Annotated in this window: 22 protein-coding genes and 1 riboswitch; of the genes, 12 read left to right on the forward strand and 10 right to left on the reverse strand. The window is 45.7% G+C overall.

Going from position 1 to position 24,309, the window contains the following annotated elements; all coding sequences use genetic code 11:
- Nucleotides 1–36: 36 nt before the first annotated feature.
- The gene (locus tag ACDZ28_RS10025) at nucleotides 37–552 is read right to left on the reverse strand and encodes a nucleotidyltransferase family protein (protein WP_042131787.1); all 516 of its coding nucleotides are present in this window, start codon (nucleotides 550–552) and stop codon (nucleotides 37–39) included.
- Between the two features lie 262 nt (nucleotides 553–814).
- Between ACDZ28_RS10025 and ACDZ28_RS10030 the strand changes: the two genes are divergently transcribed.
- From ACDZ28_RS10030 to ACDZ28_RS10050, 5 genes are all read left to right on the forward strand, one after another.
- On the forward strand, nucleotides 815–2,419 hold the full coding sequence (locus ACDZ28_RS10030) for a sensor histidine kinase (RefSeq protein ID WP_269321988.1): 1,605 nt from the start codon (nucleotides 815–817) through the stop codon (nucleotides 2,417–2,419).
- Entirely contained in the window at nucleotides 2,416–3,144 is a 729-nt protein-coding gene (locus ACDZ28_RS10035) for a LytR/AlgR family response regulator transcription factor (RefSeq protein WP_375104561.1), read from the forward strand. The genes ACDZ28_RS10030 and ACDZ28_RS10035 overlap by 4 nt, the downstream gene beginning before the upstream one ends.
- A gap of 126 nt (nucleotides 3,145–3,270) precedes the next feature.
- On the forward strand, nucleotides 3,271–4,527 hold the full coding sequence (locus tag ACDZ28_RS10040; protein WP_375104562.1) for an OFA family MFS transporter: 1,257 nt from the start codon (nucleotides 3,271–3,273) through the stop codon (nucleotides 4,525–4,527).
- Nucleotides 4,528–4,808: 281 nt separating this feature from the next.
- Nucleotides 4,809–5,474 carry an RNA polymerase sigma factor gene (locus ACDZ28_RS10045; protein WP_375104563.1) on the forward strand — a complete coding sequence of 222 codons (666 nt, stop codon included), beginning with the start codon at nucleotides 4,809–4,811 and terminating at the stop codon, nucleotides 5,472–5,474.
- Complete coding sequence (locus ACDZ28_RS10050) at nucleotides 5,435–6,403, forward strand: hypothetical protein (protein WP_375104564.1); 969 nt, start codon at nucleotides 5,435–5,437, stop codon at nucleotides 6,401–6,403. Before ACDZ28_RS10045 ends, ACDZ28_RS10050 begins: the two co-directional genes overlap by 40 nt.
- A gap of 232 nt (nucleotides 6,404–6,635) precedes the next feature.
- Here the strand turns inward: ACDZ28_RS10050 and odhB are convergent, their stop codons facing one another.
- Nucleotides 6,636–7,910 (reverse strand): 2-oxoglutarate dehydrogenase complex dihydrolipoyllysine-residue succinyltransferase, encoded by a 1,275-nt coding sequence (odhB, locus tag ACDZ28_RS10055; protein WP_375104565.1) that lies wholly within the window; start codon nucleotides 7,908–7,910, stop codon nucleotides 6,636–6,638.
- Between the two features lie 52 nt (nucleotides 7,911–7,962).
- Entirely contained in the window at nucleotides 7,963–10,830 is a 2,868-nt protein-coding gene (locus tag ACDZ28_RS10060) for a 2-oxoglutarate dehydrogenase E1 component (protein ID WP_042123561.1), read from the reverse strand.
- Between the two features lie 472 nt (nucleotides 10,831–11,302).
- Nucleotides 11,303–11,387: riboswitch (cyclic di-GMP riboswitch) on the forward strand.
- 27 nt (nucleotides 11,388–11,414) lie between these two features.
- Here ACDZ28_RS10060 and ACDZ28_RS10065 point away from each other — a divergent pair.
- A complete protein-coding gene (locus ACDZ28_RS10065; RefSeq protein ID WP_231573373.1) occupies nucleotides 11,415–11,570 on the forward strand; it encodes an anti-repressor SinI family protein in 156 nt (51 codons plus the stop codon).
- Between the two features lie 206 nt (nucleotides 11,571–11,776).
- Here the strand turns inward: ACDZ28_RS10065 and ACDZ28_RS10070 are convergent, their stop codons facing one another.
- From ACDZ28_RS10070 to ACDZ28_RS10100, 7 genes are all read right to left on the reverse strand, one after another.
- Nucleotides 11,777–12,106: a helix-turn-helix domain-containing protein gene (locus tag ACDZ28_RS10070; RefSeq protein WP_042131791.1), complete on the reverse strand. Its 330-nt coding sequence runs from the start codon at nucleotides 12,104–12,106 to the stop codon at nucleotides 11,777–11,779.
- A 159-nt stretch (nucleotides 12,107–12,265) separates the two neighbouring features.
- A complete protein-coding gene (locus ACDZ28_RS10075) occupies nucleotides 12,266–12,886 on the reverse strand; it encodes a TasA family protein (RefSeq protein ID WP_042123563.1) in 621 nt (206 codons plus the stop codon).
- A gap of 91 nt (nucleotides 12,887–12,977) precedes the next feature.
- The gene (sipW, locus tag ACDZ28_RS10080; RefSeq protein ID WP_042123565.1) at nucleotides 12,978–13,565 is read right to left on the reverse strand and encodes a signal peptidase I SipW; all 588 of its coding nucleotides are present in this window, start codon (nucleotides 13,563–13,565) and stop codon (nucleotides 12,978–12,980) included.
- Between the two features lies 1 nt (nucleotide 13,566).
- Entirely contained in the window at nucleotides 13,567–14,907 is a 1,341-nt protein-coding gene (locus ACDZ28_RS10085) for a hypothetical protein (RefSeq protein WP_375104566.1), read from the reverse strand.
- A 223-nt stretch (nucleotides 14,908–15,130) separates the two neighbouring features.
- Complete coding sequence (locus ACDZ28_RS10090) at nucleotides 15,131–16,108, reverse strand: aldo/keto reductase family oxidoreductase (RefSeq protein ID WP_375104567.1); 978 nt, start codon at nucleotides 16,106–16,108, stop codon at nucleotides 15,131–15,133.
- 115 nt (nucleotides 16,109–16,223) lie between these two features.
- Nucleotides 16,224–16,787, reverse strand: a complete 564-nt coding sequence (locus ACDZ28_RS10095) for a PadR family transcriptional regulator (protein ID WP_375104568.1) — start codon at nucleotides 16,785–16,787, stop codon at nucleotides 16,224–16,226.
- Between the two features lie 5 nt (nucleotides 16,788–16,792).
- Complete coding sequence (locus tag ACDZ28_RS10100) at nucleotides 16,793–18,313, reverse strand: MDR family MFS transporter (RefSeq protein WP_042123572.1); 1,521 nt, start codon at nucleotides 18,311–18,313, stop codon at nucleotides 16,793–16,795.
- Between the two features lie 203 nt (nucleotides 18,314–18,516).
- Between ACDZ28_RS10100 and ACDZ28_RS10105 the strand changes: the two genes are divergently transcribed.
- From ACDZ28_RS10105 to ACDZ28_RS10130, 6 genes are all read left to right on the forward strand, one after another.
- Nucleotides 18,517–18,864: a metal-sensitive transcriptional regulator gene (locus tag ACDZ28_RS10105; protein WP_375104569.1), complete on the forward strand. Its 348-nt coding sequence runs from the start codon at nucleotides 18,517–18,519 to the stop codon at nucleotides 18,862–18,864.
- A gap of 53 nt (nucleotides 18,865–18,917) precedes the next feature.
- Nucleotides 18,918–19,118, forward strand: a complete 201-nt coding sequence (gene copZ / locus ACDZ28_RS10110; protein ID WP_042123576.1) for a copper chaperone CopZ — start codon at nucleotides 18,918–18,920, stop codon at nucleotides 19,116–19,118.
- 113 nt (nucleotides 19,119–19,231) lie between these two features.
- Nucleotides 19,232–21,694 (forward strand): heavy metal translocating P-type ATPase, encoded by a 2,463-nt coding sequence (locus ACDZ28_RS10115; protein WP_375104570.1) that lies wholly within the window; start codon nucleotides 19,232–19,234, stop codon nucleotides 21,692–21,694.
- A gap of 31 nt (nucleotides 21,695–21,725) precedes the next feature.
- The gene (nfsA, locus tag ACDZ28_RS10120) at nucleotides 21,726–22,478 is read left to right on the forward strand and encodes an oxygen-insensitive NADPH nitroreductase (RefSeq protein WP_375104571.1); all 753 of its coding nucleotides are present in this window, start codon (nucleotides 21,726–21,728) and stop codon (nucleotides 22,476–22,478) included.
- Nucleotides 22,479–22,660: 182 nt separating this feature from the next.
- Nucleotides 22,661–23,569, forward strand: coding sequence for an ABC transporter ATP-binding protein (locus tag ACDZ28_RS10125; RefSeq protein WP_375104572.1), 909 nt, complete (start codon nucleotides 22,661–22,663; stop codon nucleotides 23,567–23,569).
- 2 nt (nucleotides 23,570–23,571) lie between these two features.
- Complete coding sequence (locus ACDZ28_RS10130; RefSeq protein WP_076116547.1) at nucleotides 23,572–24,306, forward strand: ABC transporter permease; 735 nt, start codon at nucleotides 23,572–23,574, stop codon at nucleotides 24,304–24,306.
- The last annotated feature ends 3 nt before the right edge of the window (nucleotides 24,307–24,309 follow it).

The following is a 24,309-nucleotide window of genomic DNA, read 5'->3' on the forward strand; positions in this document are numbered from 1 at the left end:
TGCTTTTGTTATTCCGAATGTAATGTAGACTAGCTTTTAATTAGAGCCAATATGCAGCTGATTCCAAGTTGCTTGCCAATTCTTTTTAATAACCCGTTGTTCATAAATAGGAAGCAAGCTAGGGTTCTCTGTAAAATGCGGGGTAGGTCGTAATACTACATTAATTACGTCCGAAATTCCGTGTGGAGCGACTAGGATAACCTTACCGTTCTCATCTAAGGATAACCCGAGTGCTGTAGCAGTTTCCGGAAACTTGGAGATGGCATCTACAGCTGATGTATAAGGCGGGAGTTGATTGACGGTATGCATCCTTGCTTCATTTTTAACAGACCAGGGAACAGCAGGATTCAGGCTTCGTAGTCTCGCCTCCCATTGCTTTTCCACATCCTCTTGATGATTGCTGTCGTCATAATATATAACATCAACATCTGGCAAAGGTGTTCGTTCTTCGAAGCCATGAAGGGTGTCCCAAATTTTTGCACGCACAAAGCCAGCGCAAACCCACCAGTCAGGTAACTGCAACGATCTAGCATTTTCTAATATATCCATCATCCAGGGATCATTTTGTACAAGCTGTATGATATCTGCCTCGTGTTCTAATTTTTGCAAACCGCCCACCTCCGTATATGTATGCTTTTATTCTGTTCATATCATACAACAAGAGTTTCGATAGAGGTATTAAAGGATAGGCTGAATGGACAGAGGCATGAACTATCTTTATAATAAGTCGACATCTAGTCCTTTGGAGGCGGAGACCGTGCAATATACGTTTACGATATTACTGCAATTATTTGAAAGAGCTGCACTACTGCTGATGTGTCTGTTCGTGCTGACTCGTCTGCCGCGGTTTAAAGAGATTTTTCAAAAAGGAACCTACGCCCCGCAGGAGCTTGCCATAGCGACGACGATCTTCAGTTTATTCGCTATCTTTGGTACCTACAGTGGGATTAATGTGGAAGGCTCGCTTGTGAATGTGCGAATTATCGCCATCGTGTCTGGTGGGATTTTGTTCGGGCCATGGGTAGGACTCATAACAGGCATCATCTCAGGGGTTCACCGTTTTCTAATTGATATCGGAGGGGTAACCTCTCTTCCTTGTCTGATTACGAGTATTACCGCAGGGATTGTGTCAGGGGTAATATACCGCCGCACTTCTGGTGAACGTCGCTGGATGGCCGGCATTTTGGCCGGGATGGCCTGTGAAGCCCTGACGATGCTGCTCATTCTAGTGATGGCCGAACCGTCGTCGCTGGGTGTGGATATCGTGTCCAAAATTGCTTTTCCGATGATTATGAGCCAGATTAGTGTCGGTCTGATTGTCATGCTAGTGCAGAGTGTGGAAGGTGAAAAGGAACGGATTGCGGCGAAGCAGTCCAAGCTGGCACTGGATATTGCCAATAAGACCTTGCCCTATTTTCGCAATATTAATCCCGAGTCGCTTCGTACCATCTGCCAAATTATCAAAGAAGATATCGGTGCAGACGCTGTAGCTATTTCGGATACAAGACTCATTCTCGCTTACGTTGGTGTTGGGGAAGAGGACTATACTACGACCAATGAAATTATAAGTGAAGAAACTAAAGTGACGTTGTCCAGTGGTGAAATTACGATCCGTAACGACGATAGTGATTATGTGAATCCGGAGATTAAATCGCTGATTATTATTCCGTTGAAGGAAAAAGGCGAAGTTACGGGAGCGCTCAAAATCTATTACACCAGAGCCCACAAGATCACTTATTCTCTACAAGCTATGGCTGTAGGTTTGTCGCAAATGATCTCTACGCTAATGGAAGTATCGCGGGTTGAGGGCATTAAAGAAATGGCGAACAAAGCAGAGCTAAAGGCGCTGCAGACAAGCATTAACCCACACTTTCTGTTCAATGCGCTGAACGCGATTGCGTCCTCGATTCGGATTAACCCGGATAAGGCGCGGGAGTTAATTGTGAACCTGTCCGGTTACATGAGATACAATCTGGAGCTGACCGATGAATTCATTGATATCAAGCGCGAGTTGCAGCAGGTTCAGCAGTATGTGGAGATTGAAAAAGCGCGTTTCGGAAGCCGGCTTAATGTTGTGTATGATATTGATGAGGTTCAAGTTCGGATTCCGAGTCTGATCATCCAACCGCTTGTAGAGAATGCGATCATACATGGCATACTGAAGGTAAGAGGAACGGGAACCGTAACGATTTCTGTAAAAGATCAAGGTGATAATGTACGAGTAGGCATTCGGGATACTGGAGCTGGCATCAGCGAAGAAACGATAGAGAAGGTTTATACCGGTGATATGCCGGAGAATAAAATCGGATTGTTTAATGTACATCAACGAGTCAAGCTAATCTATGGAACTGGACTTACAATTCAGAGGCTCGAAAAAGGGACGAACATTTATTTTGATGTCAAAAAGGAGGGCCTATGAGAGCAATCATCGTGGAGGATGAAGAGCTGGCAAGACAGGAGCTAGCTTATTTAATAGAAACTCACAGCGGGATCGATATTGCGGCACAGTTTGAAGATGGACTGGACGCATTAAAATATTTGCAGAGTGATATGGTAGATGTGATTTTTCTGGATATAAATATTCCCTCAATTGATGGGGTGCTGCTGGCTCAGAATATTAGCAGGTTCTCGGTGAAACCATATATAGTGTTTATTACGGCTTATAAGGAGCATGCTGCTGAGGCCTTTGAGATTGAGGCGTTTGATTATATTCTTAAACCTTACAGTGAGGTTCGAATTAAGGCTATGCTGCACAAGCTAGAGGGAGCATTTGCTGCTCGCGGAAGACATGGGGAAGAGGAACGAAATCCTGTCAGTGATAAGGTGAATCTGTGGAAAAATGAAAAGATTATCGTAGTGAATGCCGACGATATTTATTATGCTTCCGCACAGGAGAAGAGTACGAGCGTAATGACTAAAGGTGAGGAGTATAGTATGGCGCTCAGCATCAGCGATTTCTATAATCGACTGCCCGAGGATCGGTTTTTTCGCTGCCATCGTTCCTATATCGTTAACCTGTCCAAGATCAAGGAAATCATCCCTTGGTTCAACAATACATACTTGCTGCGCCTGCATGATTTGGACTTTGAGGTGCCGGTAAGTCGTAGCAAGGTCAAAGAATTCAGGCAGATCATGCGCCTATAAATGCAGTTCATTCTTCATTTTCGTCATCTCATGCCAGATTTCTCTCAGCATCAGCTGATTTAGCTACAATAAAGAGGCAATAGAAGCTCTTGTAGCAGACAACGAGAGAGAAAGAAGGAATAGACCATGACTTCGACGATGGACAACAAAAACGCCAAACGGTGGCTTATCGTATTAGGAACAGTAATTATGCAGATGGGTCTAGGTACCATTTATACATGGAGTTTGTTCAATGCACATCTGGTAACGAAATTCGGATGGGAGCTTAACTCTGTTTCTATTACGTTTTCGATCACGAGCTTTGCACTCGCTTTTGCGACTTTGTTCGCAGGGAAATTGCAGGATCGTTTCGGGCTTCGCCGGTTGACTGCCACCGCAGGGATTGTGCTTGGTCTAGGATTGATTCTTAGCTCTCAGGCGAATTCGCTTCTAATGTTCTATGTATTGGCTGGCGTGATCGTTGGTTTTGCGGACGGAACAGCTTATATCACTTCATTATCTAACTTAATTAAATGGTTTCCAAATAATAAAGGCTTAATCTCCGGTGTGTCCGTGGGTGCTTACGGAACGGGGAGCTTGATTTTTAAATATATTAATGGCAGCTTGATCGACTCAGTGGGTGTATCTAATACGTTTATGTATTGGGGCATGATTGTTATGGTCATGATTGTAATCGGTTCCTTGCTCGTTAGAGAAGCTCCAGTACAAGCGGCATCATTGGGTGCAGCATCAACTTCGACTATCGCTAAACCAAAAGACTACACGGTAAAAGAAATGCTACGTACGAAAGAAGCTTATCTGTTGTTCATTATTTTCTTTACCGCTTGTATGTGTGGCCTGTATTTGATCGGTATTGTAAAAGACATCGGCGTGCAGTTGGCGGGACTTGATGTGCAGACGGCAGCTAATGCGGTAGCGATGATTGCAATCTTTAATACAGCAGGACGTTTGATCTTGGGTGCCTTGTCTGACAAAATGAGCCGGTTGAAGCTGGTAGGTGCTTCACTTGCTGTAACGGCAGCCGCTATGTTGACCCTTAGCTATGCAACGCTGAATTTCGGACTGTTCTTCACTTGTGTAGCAGCCATTGCGTTCTGCTTCGGGGGTAACATTACAGTATTTCCGGCGATTGTCAGTGACTTCTTTGGACTTAAGAACCACAGTAAGAACTATGGAATCGTGTATCAAGGTTTCGGTATCGGTGCCCTTTCCGGTTCGTTCATCGCCGTCTTCCTAGGCGGGTTTAAACCTACTTTCGTGATCTTTGGTCTCTTGTGTCTGCTGGCCTGCATCATCGCAATTTCACTGAAACCGCCGGTGGAGAAAGTGAAAGAGAATGAGAAGAAAGCCTTGCGCCTCAAAGCTACAGAGCGGACGGCTTAAAGGGAACAAAGACAACTAGATAATTCGAATAATGGCGTGCAACTGACAACAGTTGTACGTCATTTTTTTGTTGGCGGTTAGCGTTAGCGTTCGGCTAAGAAAATGAAAGTGTTAAACCAAAAGTACCTTTGGACGAGTTAACGGACTGCATAGCTCTTATTAGTCCCTAAATGTGTATAATTGGACGTGAAAACTATCTATTTATCGAAAATAGGTTCTCCTCGGTCCAATACATATTCTATGTAGCGCGAACCACAGTCAAATTTTGTTCCTATTTCGATTTGCATAGGCACTTTTTGCCGCGCTCAAGTGTTATAGAAGTTATAAAGGTTAAGGAGGTGCTTCTGTCGCCACAGGATTCGCGAGACCCCAAGGAGCTGGAAGAGTTAATTGATAGTATCCGAAAAGGAAATACCGATCGGTATGCTCTTATCGTCAGAGCTTTTCAAACACCGATCTACCGCTATTGCTATCGTTTGTTAGAAAACAAGCAGGACGCGGAGGACGCGGTTCAGGATATTTTGGTAAAAGGCTATCAATCTATCCTTCAATACAAGTCGCAGATGCATTTCTCGGCATGGCTCTATCGTATCGCGTATCATCATTGCTTAAACCTGCTGCGCAGACGGCGTCTGCAAAAGCGAGTCATGAGTATTTTCAAACCTGAGTTTATGTCTGCAAGTCCTGAACAAGAGCTGGATGATCGGTTGTTTAATCCCTCATTGTCAGCCGCATTAGCGCAGTTGTCGCTGGAAGAGCGGAATATGCTTATTCTGCGAGTGTTTGAGGAAAAAACTTATGCGGAGATCAGCGAAATTCTTGGGGTCAGTCCCAATGCACTGACGAAGAGAATGAACCGGATCAAGCAGAAGGTACAGGAAGGTATGAATTTAGAGGAGGAAATCACATGGAACGAACCCCAATCAGCAATGAATACCAAGATATAATTTATGCTTCAGCTGGGAATGAACTTCTGGGTGAGATCGATGTAGAAGAGAAGGTTATGGGACATATCCGTGGCATATCAGATCGAAAGCGATCGTTCTCGCTCTCGCTGAAGACGATGAATAAAACAACGGCAATTGCAAGTATGTTAGCCCTGTTCCTGATGATCTCAGTGACAGCTTATGCTGCATCGGAATATATCCAGATTCGTAATAGTGAAGGCGTAGTAAAGGTTCAGCATGTTGCGCCGAATGATTCTGCAGGAGTAGCCTCCTATGATAAATATGCTGCGCAGATTGACACATTAGCTAAACCGGGTGAGCTGATCGCTTATTTGGTGAACAATAAGGCGGGTACAGAAGGCTTGGTGACCGAATTGCAATTTAAGTATAAAGAGCAGCGGATAGGTGCATATTCTGATTTTCTGAAGGAAATCAAACGGACAGATGCGCCGATGCTCCCTGCATTGGCATCAGGGTATGCTTTTAAATATGGGGTTATTAATCCTAATCATCCTACAACGGATGCAGATAAGAAAAGCTCTCTTTATAAAGAGACGTTGCGCGATCTTACTGCTCAGGCAAACCAAGAGAAGGGTAGCAGTAATTTATTCATGAAAGCTATACCATGGTCGGAACCAGGCTGGATCAGTGCCATTTATTCGAAGGACAATGCCTTTATAGGTATCTCTGCCACGATCATGCATGGCGGCAAAGTGTTTGTGGAGCAAGAACCTGAGAATCAAGCAGATAAGATTGTAGTGGCAGGTACAGAGGTTATTTATAACAAAGTAGTAAAGAAAGAGGTCAGCTACGATTATTTGAATTGGTATAACGAGAAGCAGGATGCTTATTATACACTCACCAGCTACGGAGATAAGATTCTGACCAAGGAGCAATTTTTACGGTTGGCTGGGGAGCTGTTGAAGTAGATTCTTTCGTTTTTGTAGTTTTGTAGTTTTGTATTTGCATGCGCTAAGGTAGTTGTAGAGAATGCAATTAGGGAAGAGGGTATGAGCAGATCAGAAATAAATAGTGTATAAAATACAGTTGAATCGTATGCAAATAAGGTAGCAGGTTGAGTAAGATATAAAAGAAGGTATCCCTAATGTGAAGCTCTAGGGATACCTTCTTTATATTCTTAAGTTGAAAGATCGATCAGGATCAGCCTTCGAGCAGCAGCGCTTCTGGATCTTCCAGCAATTCCTTCACTTTGACGAGGAAGCTTACCGCTTCGGAGCCGTCAACGATCCGGTGATCGTAGGAGAGGGCGATATACATCATTGGACGGTTAACGGTTCTTTCTTCGTCCAGCGCGATTGGACGCAATTGAATCTTATGCATCCCAAGAATACCTACTTGAGGGGTATTCAGAATCGGAGTGGATAACAGTGAACCGAATACACCGCCGTTTGTGATGGTGAACGTTCCGCCTTGAAGCTCGGAGAGGCTTAGCGTATTCGCACGTGCCTTGGAAGCGAGTTCGCCAATCTGGCGTTCGATTTCCGGGAAGCTGAGGCGATCCGCGTCACGGACAACTGGAACCACCAGACCTTCCTTAGCTGCAACGGCAATACCGATGTCGTAGAATTTCTTAACGACCAGATCTTCACCATCGATTTCAGCATTCAGCAGTGGATACGTCTTCAGCGCACCGATCACGGCTTTGGTGAAGAAGGACATGAAGCCTAGTCCAACTTCATGCTTCTCTTTAAAGGCATCCTTGCGGCGTTTACGGATGTCGAGGATCGCTGTCATATCCACCTCGTTGAAGGTAGTCAGCATAGCTGCGGTTTGCTGCGCTTCTACCAAGCGGCTGGCAATCGTGAGCCGTCTGCGCGACATGCGCTTGCGCTCCACGTTCTTGCCATCCTCCGGCGCGGCTTTGCTCGCTGCCGGCTTCGCTGGCTCCGGCTTGCCTTGCGGCGCCGGAGCTACCGGTGCAGCGGCCTGTGGCGCTGCTGCACCATGACCCGACACATCGGCCTGACCAATCCGGCCGATAGGATCACGGGCGCTAACATCGCCGAGGTCGATGCCGCGCTCCCGTGCCAGCTTGCGTGCGCCCGGCGATGCCAGTGCAGCGGGGCTTTCGCCACCCGCTACAGCGACTTCGGGCGCTGCTACAGGTGCGGCTGCTGCGCTGCCGCTTGCCGGTGCCGCTTCAGGCGCTTTGCTCTCAGCGGCCTGCGGCTTACTGCCGCTAGCGGCTCCAATGATGCCGATGGCTTCGCCAACGGCTACGTTCTCGCCCGCTTGACGCAGGATGGAGGAGATGACACCCTCCACCTCCGCACTAATTTCCAGATTGACTTTATCTGTCTCTAACTCAGCAAGCACATCGCCTTGACCTACCGTGTCGCCTTCTTTAACCAGCCATTTGTAGATGGTTCCTTCGGATATAGATTCTCCCAGATCGGGTACTAAGATTTCTGACACAGGCCGTTACCTCCCCAAACATAATGGTTTACGCTATTGTGATACCGTCCTCTTAGGAGGACGGTACAGCCGTTTGTACTTGTGAATTTGATTTTAGGGCCTCTGAAACAATTCTACGCTGTTCAAAGCTATGAACATCTGCATAACCACTGGCTGGACTGGAACGTTCAGGACGTCCGATATATCTCACGCTGGTGTTTTGCGGTGCAATGGAGCGTAACCGAGGTTCGGTGTAGCTCCAGCCACCCATATTTTTCGGCTCTTCTTGCACCCAGACAATTTCCTGAAGAGCTGGAAACGAGCTTAGGTGAGCATTCAGTTCACGTTCTGGGAACGGATAGAGTTGCTCTAGGCGAAGTACATGTAGCCAAGACCAATCTTTGTCTGAGGCAGCTTCGAGTTCTGTTTGGATGTCGATAGCTACTTTACCGCTGCAGACTACAAGACGCTTAACCTCACCTGGTTTTTTGCCTAGCAGAGGCTCTGATAACACAGGCTGGAATTGTCCTGAGGCGAGCTCAGTTCCGGCAGAAGCGCTCCGTGTATTACGAATGAGACTCTTCGGCGTCATGATGACTAGCGGTCTTGCATCTTCCTGTCCGCATAACGCCGCTTGGCGCCGCAAGAGATGGAAATACTGGGAGGCGCTCGTCAAGTTGGCAACGGTCCAGTTTTCTTCTGCGGATAATTGCAGGAAGCGTTCCAATCTACCGCTGGAATGCTCAGGTCCCTGTCCTTCGTAACCATGAGGCAGCATGATGACAAGATTGCTGCGCTGCGTCCATTTGGCGCGTCCAGCGGCAATGAATTGGTCAAATATAACTTGACCTGCATTAGCGAAATCGCCATATTGTGCTTCCCAGATCACGAAGGTTTCCGGTGCGAACACGTTATAACCATATTCAAAGCCTAATACCGATGCTTCTGACAGCGGACTGTTGTATACCCCAAAGGAAGCGCGGGAATTACTCAGCTGATGAAGCGGAGAGAACAATTCCCCAGTCTTACTGTCGTGCAGCACTAGATGTCGATGAGCGAAGGTTCCGCGCTGAGCATCCTGGCCGCTCAGGCGAATTGGCGTACCATCTTTTAGAATGGTAGCGAAGGCGAGAGACTCAGCAAGTGCCCAGTCGACCTTCTCACCTTCATTCAGTGCATCCTTACGGCGTTGCAGAATTCGTTCCAGCTTCGGATAGACTTGGAATCCTTCTGGCACAGTCAGCAGTTCACGATTGATCTCCTGCAGACTGGAGATAGATAATGCTGTTGAGCCTGGCGCAGCGTGTTCCGCTTCTAAAGGAATGAAGGCTTTTGGTTCTTTTTTCTTGTGATTGCCTTCCTTCATACTATCATACGCACGTTGCAAAACGCTTTCTGCAGCAGCATTCATCTCTTTAACATCGTCAGCTGTAAGAATCTTTTCACGCTGTAGTCGCTCAGCATAAACCTTGTAGACGGTTGGATGTTTACGCACCTTACTGTAAACAATAGGCTGTGTAGTATCAGGATCATCCATTTCGTTATGACCATGACGGCGGTAGCCGATGAGATCAATCACGAAATCCTTTTTAAATTGGTGGCGATATGCGCTAGCTAAACGGACAGCTGCTACACAGGCTTCCGGATCATCAGCGTTGACATGGACAATCGGGATTTCATACCCTTTGGCGATATCACTGGCATAATGCGTAGAACGGGAGTCTTCACTTTCGGTCGTAAAGCCGATCCGGTTATTAACAATGATATGGATCGTTCCACCATTCTGATAACCTTGAAGTTTGCCGATATTAAGTGTTTCTGCAACAATCCCTTCACCCGGAAAAGCAGCATCGCCATGCATTAGCACTGCTATAGCTTTACTGGTATCAATCTTAGGCAGCCCGGCAGTGCTCCGATCCTCTTGAGCGGCACGAGTGAAACCTTCCACGACAGGATTGACGAATTCCAAGTGACTTGGATTGTTCGCTAGTGTTATTCTTGTGCGTACGGTTTCTCCTTCACGGACAGCGCGGTCTGCACCGAGATGGTATTTCACATCACCCGTCCAGCCATAGTTAATTCCTGTAGAGCCTTCGGAAGGGAAGAGCTCCTTGTTTGGAGAATGATGAAACTCTGAAAATATAATATCATAAGGTTTGCCTAAAATATGTGCGAGAACGTTGAGACGGCCGCGGTGCGCCATACCCATCAGAATATGCTCTGCGCCGTCATGCGCAGCAGCGCGTACGATTTCATCGAGCATCGGCACAAGAGCGTCGTTGCCTTCCAAGCTGAAACGTTTCTGACCCACAAAGGTCTTGTGGAGGAAGGTTTCGAATTGCTCTACTTGAATCAGGCGGTTCAGTAGTTCTTTGCGTTCTGAATTATTTAAAGGTGCCGGTGAGCTAGTGGATTCTGCCTGTCTATTCAGCCATTGCAATTCTTTTTCCTCATGCACATGCCCGAATTCATAGGCGATAGTTTTGGTATATGCCTGACGCATACGCTGAACAGCATCCCATCCGGTATGCACGTCATTCGGTGCATTCTCCCAAATGAGTGTGGCAGGTAATGCGATCAGATCCTCACGGGTCAGCCCATAAGTTTCAAGTTCGAGATATTTAGCCATGGGATTGTGGTCCCGCTCAAGCGGATCAATTTCAGCGGCCATATGGCCATATATACGAATATTAGCGATTAACTTGGAAGCTCTTACTGCTTTTCTAAGCCATTCGGTGTCTCCTGAAATGCGAGGCTGTGGAGCCGGTTCGCTATCCGGTGTTAATGGTGGGGGACCCGAATTTGTAAAAAGTTCGCGATAATTATTCTCTACGGTGGTTGGGTCTTTCACAAATTGCTCGTATCTTTCTTGAATGTAGCCTAAATTGGGTCCATAATACTTACTCCAAATGGATTCGTTATAGGGCTCTTTGGCTGCCATGAATACATCCTCCTCAACGGATGAACTCCATACGTGACATTTTGTGTCAATGCTTGTAGGAGCTGTGATGATTGCGGTTTCATTCCTCATCTTATTGTGCTACTTTCCACACATGTAATCAATTCATTCTTTCGTCTAATACGTTCGCAAAATGGTATGGGTTAGCTTGTTCTACTAAATAAAGAGTTGTTCTTTTTTATTACCCATTCTAAAGGCCTACTAAAATGATTCTATTATCCTTAATTTTAACTAAATAGGGAATTGGACATTGTTATATTGGCTTATATAATTTTATGAATAAGACGAGTATCGCGATAATAGGACAGGAAATTCTATAAAAGAACTTCTATTTTTTGTTTTTTAATGGAAAAACTAATCAGAAATCGACACACTTTTTCACTTTAGTATAGTATAATGTTATTGCAGTTAGCGTTTTTCATATATTTCAAAGTAGATCCTTTCACGTAAAGGGTCCAGTAAAAGGTAAACTTGCCGAAAGGCAGGGGCACAAAGTCGCGGGTCTAAGGTAGAAATACTATGACAGCCGGATTGCCTGGGGACGTAAAATCTTAGGAGGAGATTTTTTGGACAAGTCCAACCAGGGAAGCAACAGAGAACAGCAGGTCATTGATCTAGACGTAGAGTGGGTCCATTTATTATTAGCAGCTAAGAAGGCTGGCATAAAGGCAGATGAAATTCGTCGCTTCTTTCATGAGAAGACTGTGCAAGCCGTGCAGTAATACATTCAGAGCATTACATATCAAATGAGCACAGCGATAACTCGCTGTGCTTTTTTTCTTTATATAAGAAGTTATAAGTTTCAGATGAACACTGTCCTTATATTCTAGTAGAATATAAAACGCCTTCGCAGTCCATATAGGAGAACGAAGGCGCTTATGCTTGATAGTATGAGTAGAAGAGGATCTTATCAGATCAGATGGAAGGATTAATCCTTCTGATCCAGGCGCCATTTCTGGTAGTCCAGAAACTCCTTGAATTCGCGTTTGCTTATGCCTGAGGCCATAGCTTCCTGCACCAATCGGAACCATTCCGAATCTAAAGGTGATTCCTCAGCATCATTAGGTTCTCCATAGAGCAAAGCGTGGATGGATACCTGAAGCGCGTCGGCGATCTTTTCGATAAATTGGATTGAAGGATTGGATTGGATGTTTCTCTCCACATTGCTAAGATACGACTTAGCAACATCCGCTCTGTCCGCAAGCTCAGATAGGGACAATCCCTTTTCTAGGCGGAGATGCTGGATACGTTGGCCCATATTTTGTGGCACTATGCTGACGCCCCTCCGTAATTTTTGTTATTAGTATAGCAAATATCAATAAATTCGACAAAGATTATTGTAAAGAAAAAAGCAGCATCTACTTATCCGCTTTCCGGAATAAGAATCTGCTGCTCTTCGAATGGAAGACTTATTAGATTATTTAGCGGATCCAGCAGTTTGCTTACCTACGAAATCCCAAGTCAGAGTTAATGAATCTTTTTGGAAGTAGTTTTGCTCTTGGCCGTTATCAACAAATTCGAATTGAACGGTAAAGCTATCATTTGTGCCGGCCTTAATTCCAGATGCTTCGCTAGTACCCCAGATTGCATCAAGTCCAGTGTTTTTTACGAGATCCGGTGTCTGAGTCTTCAAATCGGCCAGGGTAGTTTCCCAAACTACTTTCTCTTCACTACCAGGTAAGATGCCGCTTTTATCTTTATTCACCAGGAATTTAACTTTGATGAATTTTGCCAAATCGTTAGCGCCGTTGTTACCACCTACATCATTAATAGAGGTAGCTGTTTTGAGGAGGATCGAACCGATATCAAGTGTACCGTCATTTTTTAGTTTGAAGTCTCTTTTGATCGTATCGCCTGGCTTCAGATCCTTCAAATCAACGATAACAGAAGGATCAGAGTTCAAATCCAGTGTACCTGCTGCGAATGTAGCGGTGCTTTGTGCAGTGTCGCTAAAGTAAGCGAAAGTTCCTCCACCAATCAATGATAAACCCAGTGCTGCAGATGCTACGCCAAGACCCAATGTTTTTTTGATACCCATAATTAAAATTCCTCCTCGGTTTTTGTGGTTTTTTTATAAAAGTTATATATTGTAACTTCCGGTTCGTAAGCGGAAGCGGACAATCAACGAATTACTGTATTTCAGTTGGAGGTGGAGAGGTGGGCAGTATAGCCGCATTTTTCTTTTCGAGTGCAGCTACAGCCTTCCATGATGAATACAGGGCATAGAGCAGGAGCATCAAGCCTGGTACGATCATGAGCACAACACTTCCAGCTTTGGAAACTGCGAAATTCATAGCGTAACCTACATAAGGTACGGTGACCCCTGCATACTCAGCTACAACATTCGTGGAACTGGTAGGGTTCATATCAGGCGCATCATTGTTATCGCCTTTCGTGCGATACATGGCTTCACCAGTAGCATTGTTCATTGTTGCTTCTACAACACGGTGAGTAATGAGCAGGTTTTCTTCATTTCTAAAGGTGATAACATCGCCTTTTTTGAAGCGATTCATATCTCCTCCGGGTTTTAAAGCGACAATCGATCCGGTTTGAATCCCTGGCTCCATCGAACCTGAGAGTACCGATTTGATCTGGTATCCGAAGAAGGCAGGTTCACCGCCGGAGGCCTTGGATAACACTACGGCTATCACCAGCAGAATAAAGATCACAAGCATGATGCTCGATAATGTATTGTTGATCATTTTTTTAATCCGCATATTATTCTCCACCTTTGTCTTGTTGAGGGGCCGAAGGAGCTGGTGTTGCTGCCGGCGGGGAAGAGGTTGTAGCTTCCGCCTTTGGCGTCTCCTGAGGAACCTTTTGCTGTGGTATATCTTGTGGAATCGTTGGCTCTTCACCAACTTCCGTATCGACCGGGTTAGTAGCTGGGGCTTCAGGTTGCTCTTTATTTATGTTCTCTGGAGCAGCTTCACCTGTCGGTGGAGTCGCTTCCGTTTTTGCTTTCTCTTCAGCTTCAGCTTTCGCTTTGTCCTCTGCTTCTTGCTTTTCTTTTTTCTCCAGGGCCAAACGTTCTTCTTTCTTCGCTTGTTCCAGCGCCTCTAATCGGGCTTTCTCAAGGGCTTCCAATTGTTGTTCGCGGGTTTGACTGATCAATTGGAGCTGACTCTGAAGAGTGCTGATGCCTGAAGTAGCTGATTCTTTAAGATCATTCATTTCAGTATTGAGATTTTCATAAGTGGAGGTAAGCTCGCTAGAGATATTGCCAGCCGGTTGACTAAAAGCAATCAGGTAGGGGAACGGCTGCTGAAACGCCTCATTGCGTAACTCTGGTTGTCCATATACATCACTGGTCACTACCGAAGCAAACGGAAGACCGATGTCGTGAATAGAATTTAGGTATTGGATGACTCCATTTAAGGAAGCATTCAGGGATTCAGAGATTACACCACTTTGATTCAGGCTATTTTGCAGCTCACTGAAGAATTGTTCATCCTTGATTTCTAAACAGTTTGAATCTAGAGAGGTCATATATCCTCCAATCTGGAATAATACGGCTGCTGCTGCGTTCAGCTCACTATTGATTTCGTTCCAAATTTGGCTGTTGGTGGCCAATTGCTCATTAACGCCATCAATTTGAGATTGAAGCGCGGAGATTTGCGAGGAAATCTCTTGCGCTGCGACATCAAGCTCATCCAGCGACATGCCTTCTATTCCCGAAACATCTGAGAGACTGCCTGAAGGGGCATAGCTTTGTAGCGATCCTTTTAAAGCAGTAGCTTTTTCGATATGATCTTTGAGTTCTGTTAGAAGCCCTTTGATCGAGTTTGGAAAGACTTCGCAAAAGCTAATTGTGCTGGTCGCTTGCGTAGTAGCTCCAAAACCACCGTAGGTATTACCCACTTGCTGCGAGGTATACAGAAACAAGACGGAGACAGCCATTCCTGATTGCAGAACACGTAGTCCGATTTGCCTCTTTCTTTTAGGTCTTCTTTTTGCTGATCTGGGTCTCAGAGGAATACCTCCCCTCAATGTCTTGAATTTCTTTGGTTCGTTATTGTCGTTCTCAATAAAGAACAACTTCTGTAATGAATAATACATGGAATAAATTGAAAAGAAAACTGCCAATAAGCCTCGTTTGTGCTCTATAAAGAACGAAAATGTTAATTTATCTCTATTTACCTCGTTTTTTCGCTCGATATCTATTTTTATTCGCAATAAAGAACGATACGTGAGAAAGGGGGAGGCATTAAAAATAGCCTAATCATGCGAGAGGCACGATTAGGCTATTAAGAATGTTTTGGAGTTGAATTTGTGGAGCGGGTTAGGGAAGACGAGTACCACGCGAACTAACGTATAAGTCATACCACTCTTTACGAGTAAGCTCCAACTTGTCCGCATCGGCGCAGGCAGCAATGCGCTGCGGATTCACAGTCCCAATCACAGGCTGAATAGCTGCCGGATGTGTCATTAGCCAGGATAGCACTATGGCTTCGGGTGTTGTTCCTTTTTCATCTGCAAGTTGTTTAACCATGGCAGCGGTCTGGACGATATTCTCTGGTTGATCCTCTAATGAACGTCCGCTAAATAAGCCTTGTGCGAGTGGGCCCCAAGCTTGAAGCTGAATATTCTCCATTCGACAATGCTCAAGGGTTCCCTCAGGAAAGGTAATATCCTTCCAAGGTTCACGGTTTACACTGATTCCAGCATCGACCCAGCTCAGCTTGGCTAGGCTCATATGTAGCTGGTTTACGATAAAAGGCTCATCGCAAGAGGCTTGGAGCATTTTGATTTGCGCTGCGCTCATATTGGATACACCGAAATGGCGAACCTTGCCTGCTGCTTTTAATTGATGCAATGCAGAGGCTACTTCCTCCGGATCCATTAGTGGATCAGGCCGATGAAGCAGCAGAATATCTATATATTCAGTTCCTAGTCTCTGCAATATTCCATCTACACTGCTTAGAATATGCTGGCTTGAGAAATCGAACACATTAGAGCTGTCTCCAGGCTCCATCAGCTTAATACCGCATTTCGATTGAATAATGATTTGTTCGCGGAGTCCTGGGCGTTCTTTGAAGATCTGACCGAACACCTTCTCGGCTTTACCACGGGTATAAATATCTGCATGATCAAACATATTGATACCAATAGACAGTGCAGCGTCGACGGCTTCATGTCCTTGCTTAACATTCTCGGCGGTAATAGGTTCATGATCCCAGCCCCCACCAAATCCCATACAACCTAGAGCAATACGGCTGGCTGGTATACCGCGCTTGTTTAAAGGCAGCGTTCTCAACAATGTGATTCCTCCTAGGAAAATATGATTGCGTACACGTACATATTGTACACTTTTAGAATCCTGTATGGTATTTATTGCAACTGCGCAGCAAAAAAAAGAAGAGGCCTTTAGGCCTCTACTCTAGATTGAGTGGTGTTCCGACATCATTTAACTTACGTGCTACAACGTCATTATAGAGGCGTTTCAGCCATTTTAGCTCCGTCAGGTTATGTTCATAGGTGCCGTACATGAGATGAAGAGCGGAACGAGGAACAATGGGAATATGTTCTTCATATACCTGATAAGCCAGATTTACCTGATGTTCAGTTTCCCGAATACGTTCTTCGAGCAGTTTCTCCACTTTGCTTTGATCGACATGACGCGACATGGCTAGCGCCATATACATCGGATGATAGAAAGGCTCGTTCTTTTTAATTTGCTGTAGAATTAACTGTTCGAATAAATTTTTGCCTTGCTCAGTAATACCGTAAATGGTTTTATCTGGGCGATCACTGCTGCTAATCACCTCTAAAGCTTCGATATAGCCATCTTGTGCAAGTTTATCGACAGCGTAATAAAGAGACCCGAGCTGCAATTTTGTAATCCGGTCCATGGAGCGTTCTTTCATAACTATTGTAATTTCATAGGGATGCATATTCCGTTCCAGCAGTAGACCGAGAATGGCCAATTTCATCGACATAATCGTTACCTTTTACCCTCGGACGCCTGAGCAGCTTTACTAGGAATGGTGAGGCGGTCTTTTGGCATAAGCAGCACAAAGACTAAACCAAGGACCGCAGGAATCAAGGCCCACATAAAGGTATGTGCGATAGAAGAGGACAGTGCGCTGGATATTTTCTCTAAAATTTCAGGTGGAATCTTGGCTCTTGCTTCAGGTGTCAGGGCCGCCCGCGGATCGCCGAAGGCTGCTGATTGCTCACTTCCGCCAAAAGCGTCGCTAATGCTGCTCGTGAAGCTATTACGCTGAATAATCCCGAAGATTGTAATTCCCAACGTCATTCCAAGAGAGCGCATAAAGGTACTTGTTGAAGTTGCCGAACCGCGTTGGCGCATGTCGAAATTATGGATCGCCGCCATGCTTAGTACGGAGAAGGAGAAGCCTACGCCGAACCCGGTCAAGGCCATAAATATATTCAGCATGAGACGGGAGGTATCTGGTGACAGAGTACTTAGACTATAGACACCTGCGACAAAGCAGACTGCGGACAGGATCATAATGTTGCGGAAGCTGGTTTTGGTTGTAAGCAGCCCCCCGGACTGACTGCCCACGACCGTTCCGATCATCATCGGCATGAGGATCAATCCTGAGTTCGTTGCGGAGCCGCCAAATACACCCTGTACGAAGATAGGAATATAAATTGTAGCTACGATAAAGGCAGAGCCATAGAACAAGGCTGTCACACTACTTGTTGCAAACAACCGTTTACTGAACATCGCGAACGAGATAACAGGTTCAGCCGCCACTCTCTCAATGAGGATGAATGCCAGCAACAGTACAGCAAAACCGGCGAACAAGCCGAGGATAACACTAGAATCCCAAGCGTATTGATTGCCTCCCAGCTCTAGTGCGAACATTAAGCAGATAATGGCGCCGACGAGAGTGAAGGCTCCGCCCCAGTCGATGCGCTGTTTTGCATGAGAGATCGACTCTTTGTAAGAAGTTGCGATCAGAAACAGTGCAATAATTCCGAGCGGCAGGTTAATGTAGAATACCCACTGCCAGCCTACATAGTCGGTGATATATGCACCCAGTAACGGTCCTAGTACACTGGAGATTCCGAAGACGGCACCGAATAGGCCGGTCAGCTTTCCTCTTTTTTCAGGAGGGTAAATGTCGAAGACGATGGTGAAGGCGATAGGCATTAGTGCACCGCCGCCGATCCCTTGAACAGCCCGATAAATACTGAGCTGCGTAATACTGGTTGCAGTACCACACAGCGCTGAGCCAACCAGGAATACAATCAGACCGAACATGAAGAAACGTTTACGTCCGTACATATCTGAGAGCTTGCCGAAGATAGGGGTTCCAGCCATTACCATGACCATATAGGCCGAGGTGACCCATACGATTTTATCCAGACCGCCAAGGTCAGAGACTATGGTTCCCATAGCTGAAGCTACAATGGTATTGTCCATCGCGGACATCAGAATACCGAGCAGCAGGCCGACAACTACTAGTTTAAGATTACTTTCTTTAGTATGCATGCTTCGCAGGCTCCTTTTTCTAAATAGTGATATTCCGTTCAAATAATGTTCATACTTTAGAAGCAAAACTTATTATATTCAAATTTGAATAGGGTAGCAATAGTTTTTTTCAGAAAAGGGAATTGGAGTGCCAGGCAATGAAGAATGTCTCTTGACATACCCTACGGGGGTATATTATATTAATGGCAAGGAGGCTGATTCTTATGTCTACTAGTAAGCAAGAACAAACTGAGAAATCCTGTGAGGCTGGCTGTCATTCTTCAGCATCTGGAGAACGAATGAGTCATCATTCAGCAGATTTCAAGAATGGTTTGAATACTCGCCTCAACCGGATTGAAGGCCAGATCCGCGGGATAAAGGGTATGATAGAGCGGGATACTTATTGTGATGATGTGCTCAATCAGCTCGCAGCGGTTCAAGCGGCACTAAACGGTGTTGGTAAGATGCTGCTGGAAGGGCACATGAAGAGTTGTATTATTGAACGAATCGAAGCCGGTGAACATGAGGTTATCGATGAGCTGCTAATTACGGTTAACAAATTAATGAAATAATAAGCTACTGCTCCTTGAGCATGGCTTCATAACATTTACTGGAGGTAATATTAATGTCGAACGCTACATTAAACGTTGAAGGAATGTCGTGTGGTCACTGTGTCAGCTCTGTAGAGAAGGCTGTAGGTAATCTTGGAGCTACTGCAAAAGTTGATCTTGCTGCTAAAAAAGTTTCCGTTGAGTATGACGAGAATAAGGTAAGCCTTGGAGCTATTAAAGAAGCTATTGAAGATCAAGGGTATGATGTAGTTTAATTTGAAGCAGAGTAATAAGGCTTGGAGCTGTATGGGGATGCCATAAGCTCCAATGCCTTTTCTTTTTATAGAAATTATCATACTCTATAGGGGTATGAGGAGGCTTTGGAATCATGGATAAGTTAAAAACAACAGCATCACCCAATGAACAGCAAGCGACCGTACAGATTACAGGTATGACCTGTTCTGCTTGTGCAGCTCGAATTGAGAAAGGTTTGTCACGGATGGAGGGTGTTTCTCGCGCAAATGTAAATTTAGCCTTGGAACAAGCCACTGTCGGATTCGACCCTTCTGTATCAGGGTTACCACAAATCGAAGATAAAATCCGCGCTCTTGGTTATGATACCGTCAAAGAGACCGCGGATTTTGATATATCAGGCATGACCTGTGCCGCATGCTCGGCACGGATCGAAAAAGTGTTGAGCCGTACGCCGGGTATCGCAGCAGTGAACGTAAATTTAGCGCTGGAAACGGCACATGTAGAATATACTCCCGGTAATATTAGTCCAAGAGAGATCATGGAGAAGGTAAGCAATATCGGATATAAAGCTACCCTTAAAGAAGACCGCAAGGATCATGTGGATCGTCGTATACAGGAAATTCAGCATAAGAAGTGGAAGTGGGTCATTTCTGCTATTCTTTCTTTCCCATTGTTATGGGCGATGGCAGGTCATTTCTCATTCACAAGCTGGATTCCAACACCGGAGATATTTATGAATCCTTGGTTTCAGCTTGTTCTGGCGACTCCCGTACAGTTTATCATTGGTTGGCAGTTCTACGTAGGCGCGTATAAAGCACTTCGTAACGGGAGTGCTAATATGGATGTGCTGGTCGTACTGGGAACATCCGCAGCGTATTTCTACAGTCTTTATCTGACGATTGATTCATTAAGTATGAAGGGAATGAATCATACCGTAGAAATGTATTATGAGACGAGTGCTGTACTCATCACGCTCATCCTCGTCGGTAAATGGTTCGAAGCGCTAGCGAAAGGACGTTCCTCTGACGCCATTAAGAGCTTAATGGGGCTTCAGGCCAAGACGGCTCTCGTGATCCGTGATGGCAAAGAAATGAATATCCCGACAGATGAAGTGATTCCCGGCGATATTGTATTGGTGAAGCCCGGAACAAAGGTGCCGGTGGATGGCGAGGTAGTAGAGGGCTCTTCTTCTGTGGACGAGTCTATGCTGACTGGAGAAAGTATTCCTGTAGAGAAAAAACCTGGAGATACTGTTATCGGTGCTACTTTAAATAAGAATGGGATCTTAAGAATCAAAGCCAACAAAGTAGGAAGAGACACTGCACTCGCTCAAATTATTAGAGTGGTGGAGGAGGCACAAGGCTCCAAAGCGCCAATTCAGCGGATCGCGGACGTCATCTCAGGGATCTTTGTACCGATTGTTGTAGGGATTGCGGTAATCACTTTCTTGGTCTGGTATTTCTGGACAGCACCTGGTCAGTTCGCCGATGCTCTAGAAAAAGCCATTGCAGTGCTCGTAATCGCTTGTCCATGTGCACTAGGTCTAGCAACCCCGACCTCCATTATGGCGGGATCGGGTCGCGCTGCGGAGCTTGGCATCCTGTTCAAAGGCGGTGAGCATTTAGAAGGTGCACAAGGGATTAAGATCGTTGTTTTGGATAAGACAGGTACGGTTACAAACGGTAAACCCGTGCTGACCGATATCGTGACTACAACTGGAATTGCTGCTTATGGTAAAGAAAATGCCGAGAATCGTCTACTAGCTTTAACTGCTGCAGCTGAGAAATTATCAGAGCATCCGCTTGCGGAAGCTATCGTAGCAGGAGCTACCGAAAGAGGCTTGACCTTGCCAACTGCTGCGCAGTTTGATAATGTCCCTGGACGCGGAATTATGGCTGTGGTCTCAGACCAGAAGGTTATGGTAGGCACACGGCGGATGATGGAAGATCATCAAATGGAAATCACAGAGTGGACCCCAGTCATGAAGAGACTGGAAGAGGCAGGAAAGACAGCTATGCTTGTAGCAGTGGACGATGAGATTGCCGGGATTGTCGCTGTGGCGGATACGATTAAGCCAACCTCAAAAGCAGCTGTAGCAGCGCTTCATGAGATGGGTATAGAGGTCGTAATGATTACAGGGGACAACAAAATCACAGCCGAAGCTATTGCGAAACAAGCGGGCATTCGAAAAGTGTTAGCAGAGGTTCTACCGGAGGGTAAAGCGGAGGAAGTTCGTAAGCTGCAGCGAAATGGGACGAAGGTAGCCATGGTTGGAGATGGGATTAATGATGCCCCTGCACTCGCTACTGCAGACACGGGCATGGCGATCGGTACAGGTACGGATGTAGCTATGGAGGCAGCAGATATTACGCTGATGCGGGGAGATCTGAAGAGTATACCCGATGCTATAATGATGAGCCGTAAAACAATGAGCAATATTAAGCAGAATTTGTTCTGGGCACTCGCATACAATACAATAGGTATACCGATTGCTGCACTCGGATTTCTAGCTCCATGGCTAGCTGGAGCTGCGATGGCATTCAGTTCTGTGTCCGTCGTCTTAAATGCACTTCGTTTGCAGCGGGTAAAGCTGTAAGAGAAACCTAACTATGTAAGGAGTGGCCGCTGTGCAAGAAAACAACGAGACAATATCTCTATTAATGAATCATGCATCTGTCCGCAAGTATCAGGATAAGCCAGTAAGTGAAGAGCAGCTTGCAGCGATTATTGAAGCAGGCCAAATGGCTTCGACTTCCAGCAGTGTACAAGCCTATAGTGTTATTGCAGTGACTGACCCGGCTCTAAAAGCAGAGTTTGCCGGATTAGCGGGTAATCAGGCTTATATAGAACAGTGCCCAGTCTTCTTGGTCTGGTGTGCGGATCTGTATCGGCTGCGTGAGGTGACAAAACCTCATTTACAAGGAGAGACTTCTTATGAAGATTCTGCGGAGAATCTTATTGTAGCTACCGTTGATGTTGCACTTGCTGCTCAGAATGCTGCGGTAGCTGCGGAATCACTCGGACTTGGGATTGTTTATATCGGTGGAATTCGTAACCGGATCGCGGAGGTTTCTGAGTTGCTGGGACTGCCCGAACTGGTTTACCCGATATTTGGAATGTGTGTGGGATATCCTGATGGAGCCTCAAGCCTGCGTCCGCGTCTTCCGTTAGAGGCTGTTCTGCATCGCAATCGCTACAATGCCGAAACCACGGTGGAGCAGGTCAAGACTTACGATCAAGTCTCTTCAGACTATATGCGTGAGCGGACCCATGGTGCCAAGGATACACCTTGGTCAGTAATTATGGCAGAACGCTTGGCACAGCCAGCACGAATGCATATGAAGGAATTCCTGATCGAAAAAGGATTCTTTAAGCGGTAAATTAGCATTTTTCCTTAAGAGGTTGCCCTATTCGTAGTTAAAACTATGGATAGGGCAGCTTCTTTTTTTGTGAAGGTGACAGTTGTCATCTTAAAGAAATGACAGTCCATACTAATGTCAGGTCCCCTTTTTCCATATGATTGAAATAGATCAAACGCATTCGGAATCGGAGGGGTTACGTAATGGACAGTGTTATAGAGATGAATGGCGTCAGCAAATTATATAAGGATAAGAAAGCAGTAGATCACATTAGCTTCAACATTGCCAAGGGTTCGATTACAGCTATTCTTGGACCGAACGGAGCAGGCAAAACAACGGCATTAGGAATGTTATTAGGGCTATTAGAGCCCACTGAAGGCACAGTGAAAATTTTCGGACAACATCCGAAAGATAAAGCGGTACGTGAAAAGACCGGCGCGATGCTGCAGGAGGTAAGTGTAATGGATCGACTGAAGGTTCGGGAGATCATTGCTCTGATCCGTAGCTATTATCCACAGCCGATGGATATGGAATTTCTAATTAAAGCCACAGGGCTTGCGCCAGCGGATCTGAATAGATATGCCGAGAAGCTTTCAGGCGGTCAAAAGCGTAGTCTAGGCTTCGCGCTGGCCTTGGCGGGTGATCCGGAGCTGATCTTTTTCGATGAACCTACGGTTGGACTTGATATTACTTCCCGGCGGCGTTTCTGGGATACGGTTCGCGGACTTGCGGAGCAGGGCAAGACAATTGTGTTCACGACGCATTATTTGCAGGAAGCCGAAGATATCGCCGATCGTATTCTGTTGTTCAGCAAAGGTCATTTAGTTGCGGACGGAAGTCCAGATGAGATTAAATCGCGGATTGTGAAGCGCTCGTTGTCTTTCCTGCCAGTTGGTGATCGCTCCCAATTGCGCAGAAACTTGCTAGACCTAAGCGCTATAGAAGATTGTTATGAAAAAGAAGGTCGAATTCACGTAACGACAGACGATACGGATGAAGCGCTGCGAGCGATTTTTGTGACTGGACTTCCTGTGAAGGATGTCCGAATCGATCAGGGACGTTTGGATGACGCTTTTGAACAATTGACCATGCACCAAGAGGAGGCTATCTAAAGATGAGACTAATTACTGTACAATGTAAAGCCGAGATGCTGCGGATCATCCGTAATCCCTATTATGTGTTCTGGTCTTTGCTCATGCCCATCATGTTCTACTTCATCTTCACCCGAGTGGTCAATACAGGTAACGATGACCCGACGTGGCGCGCTCACTACTTGATGTCGATGGCAACCTTTAGTGTAATGGGCTCAGCGATTATGACGCTTGGCATTCGTTTGGTGCAAGAGCGAACACAAGGCTGGACCACCTTTATTCGGATTACCCCGCTACCGGGTTCAATTTATTTTTTCGGAAAAATGTTCGGACAAACGATGATGCACCTGTTCTCGGTCATTTGTATTTTTGCCGCAGGCTATTTAATCAATGGTGTCTCCTTATCAGCGGGTCAATGGGTGCTTAGCGGGCTATGGATTCTGATTGGTTCCCTTCCGTTTTTGGCGATTGGTACGCTTGTGGGTGCTATGAAACGGGTGGATACGGCTAGTGGAGTCAGTAACGTGATTTATATGGCGCTTGCTGTAGCGGGGGGCATGTGGATGCCGATTGAGATTTTGCCACGATTAATGCAGAAGATTGGTCATTGGTTACCTTCTTATAACTATGGAAATGGGGCGTGGGAGATTGTACGTGGCTCAGCCCCGCAGTGGAGTAATGTCTTGATTTTGCTCGGATATTTGGTAGTTTTTATGTTACTATCGGTTTATATTCGAAAAAAACAGGAAGCGGTGTGAATG

It is taken from the genome of Paenibacillus sp. RS8 (assembly GCF_041956825.1).
Lineage (GTDB): Bacteria > Bacillota > Bacilli > Paenibacillales > Paenibacillaceae > Paenibacillus_AQ.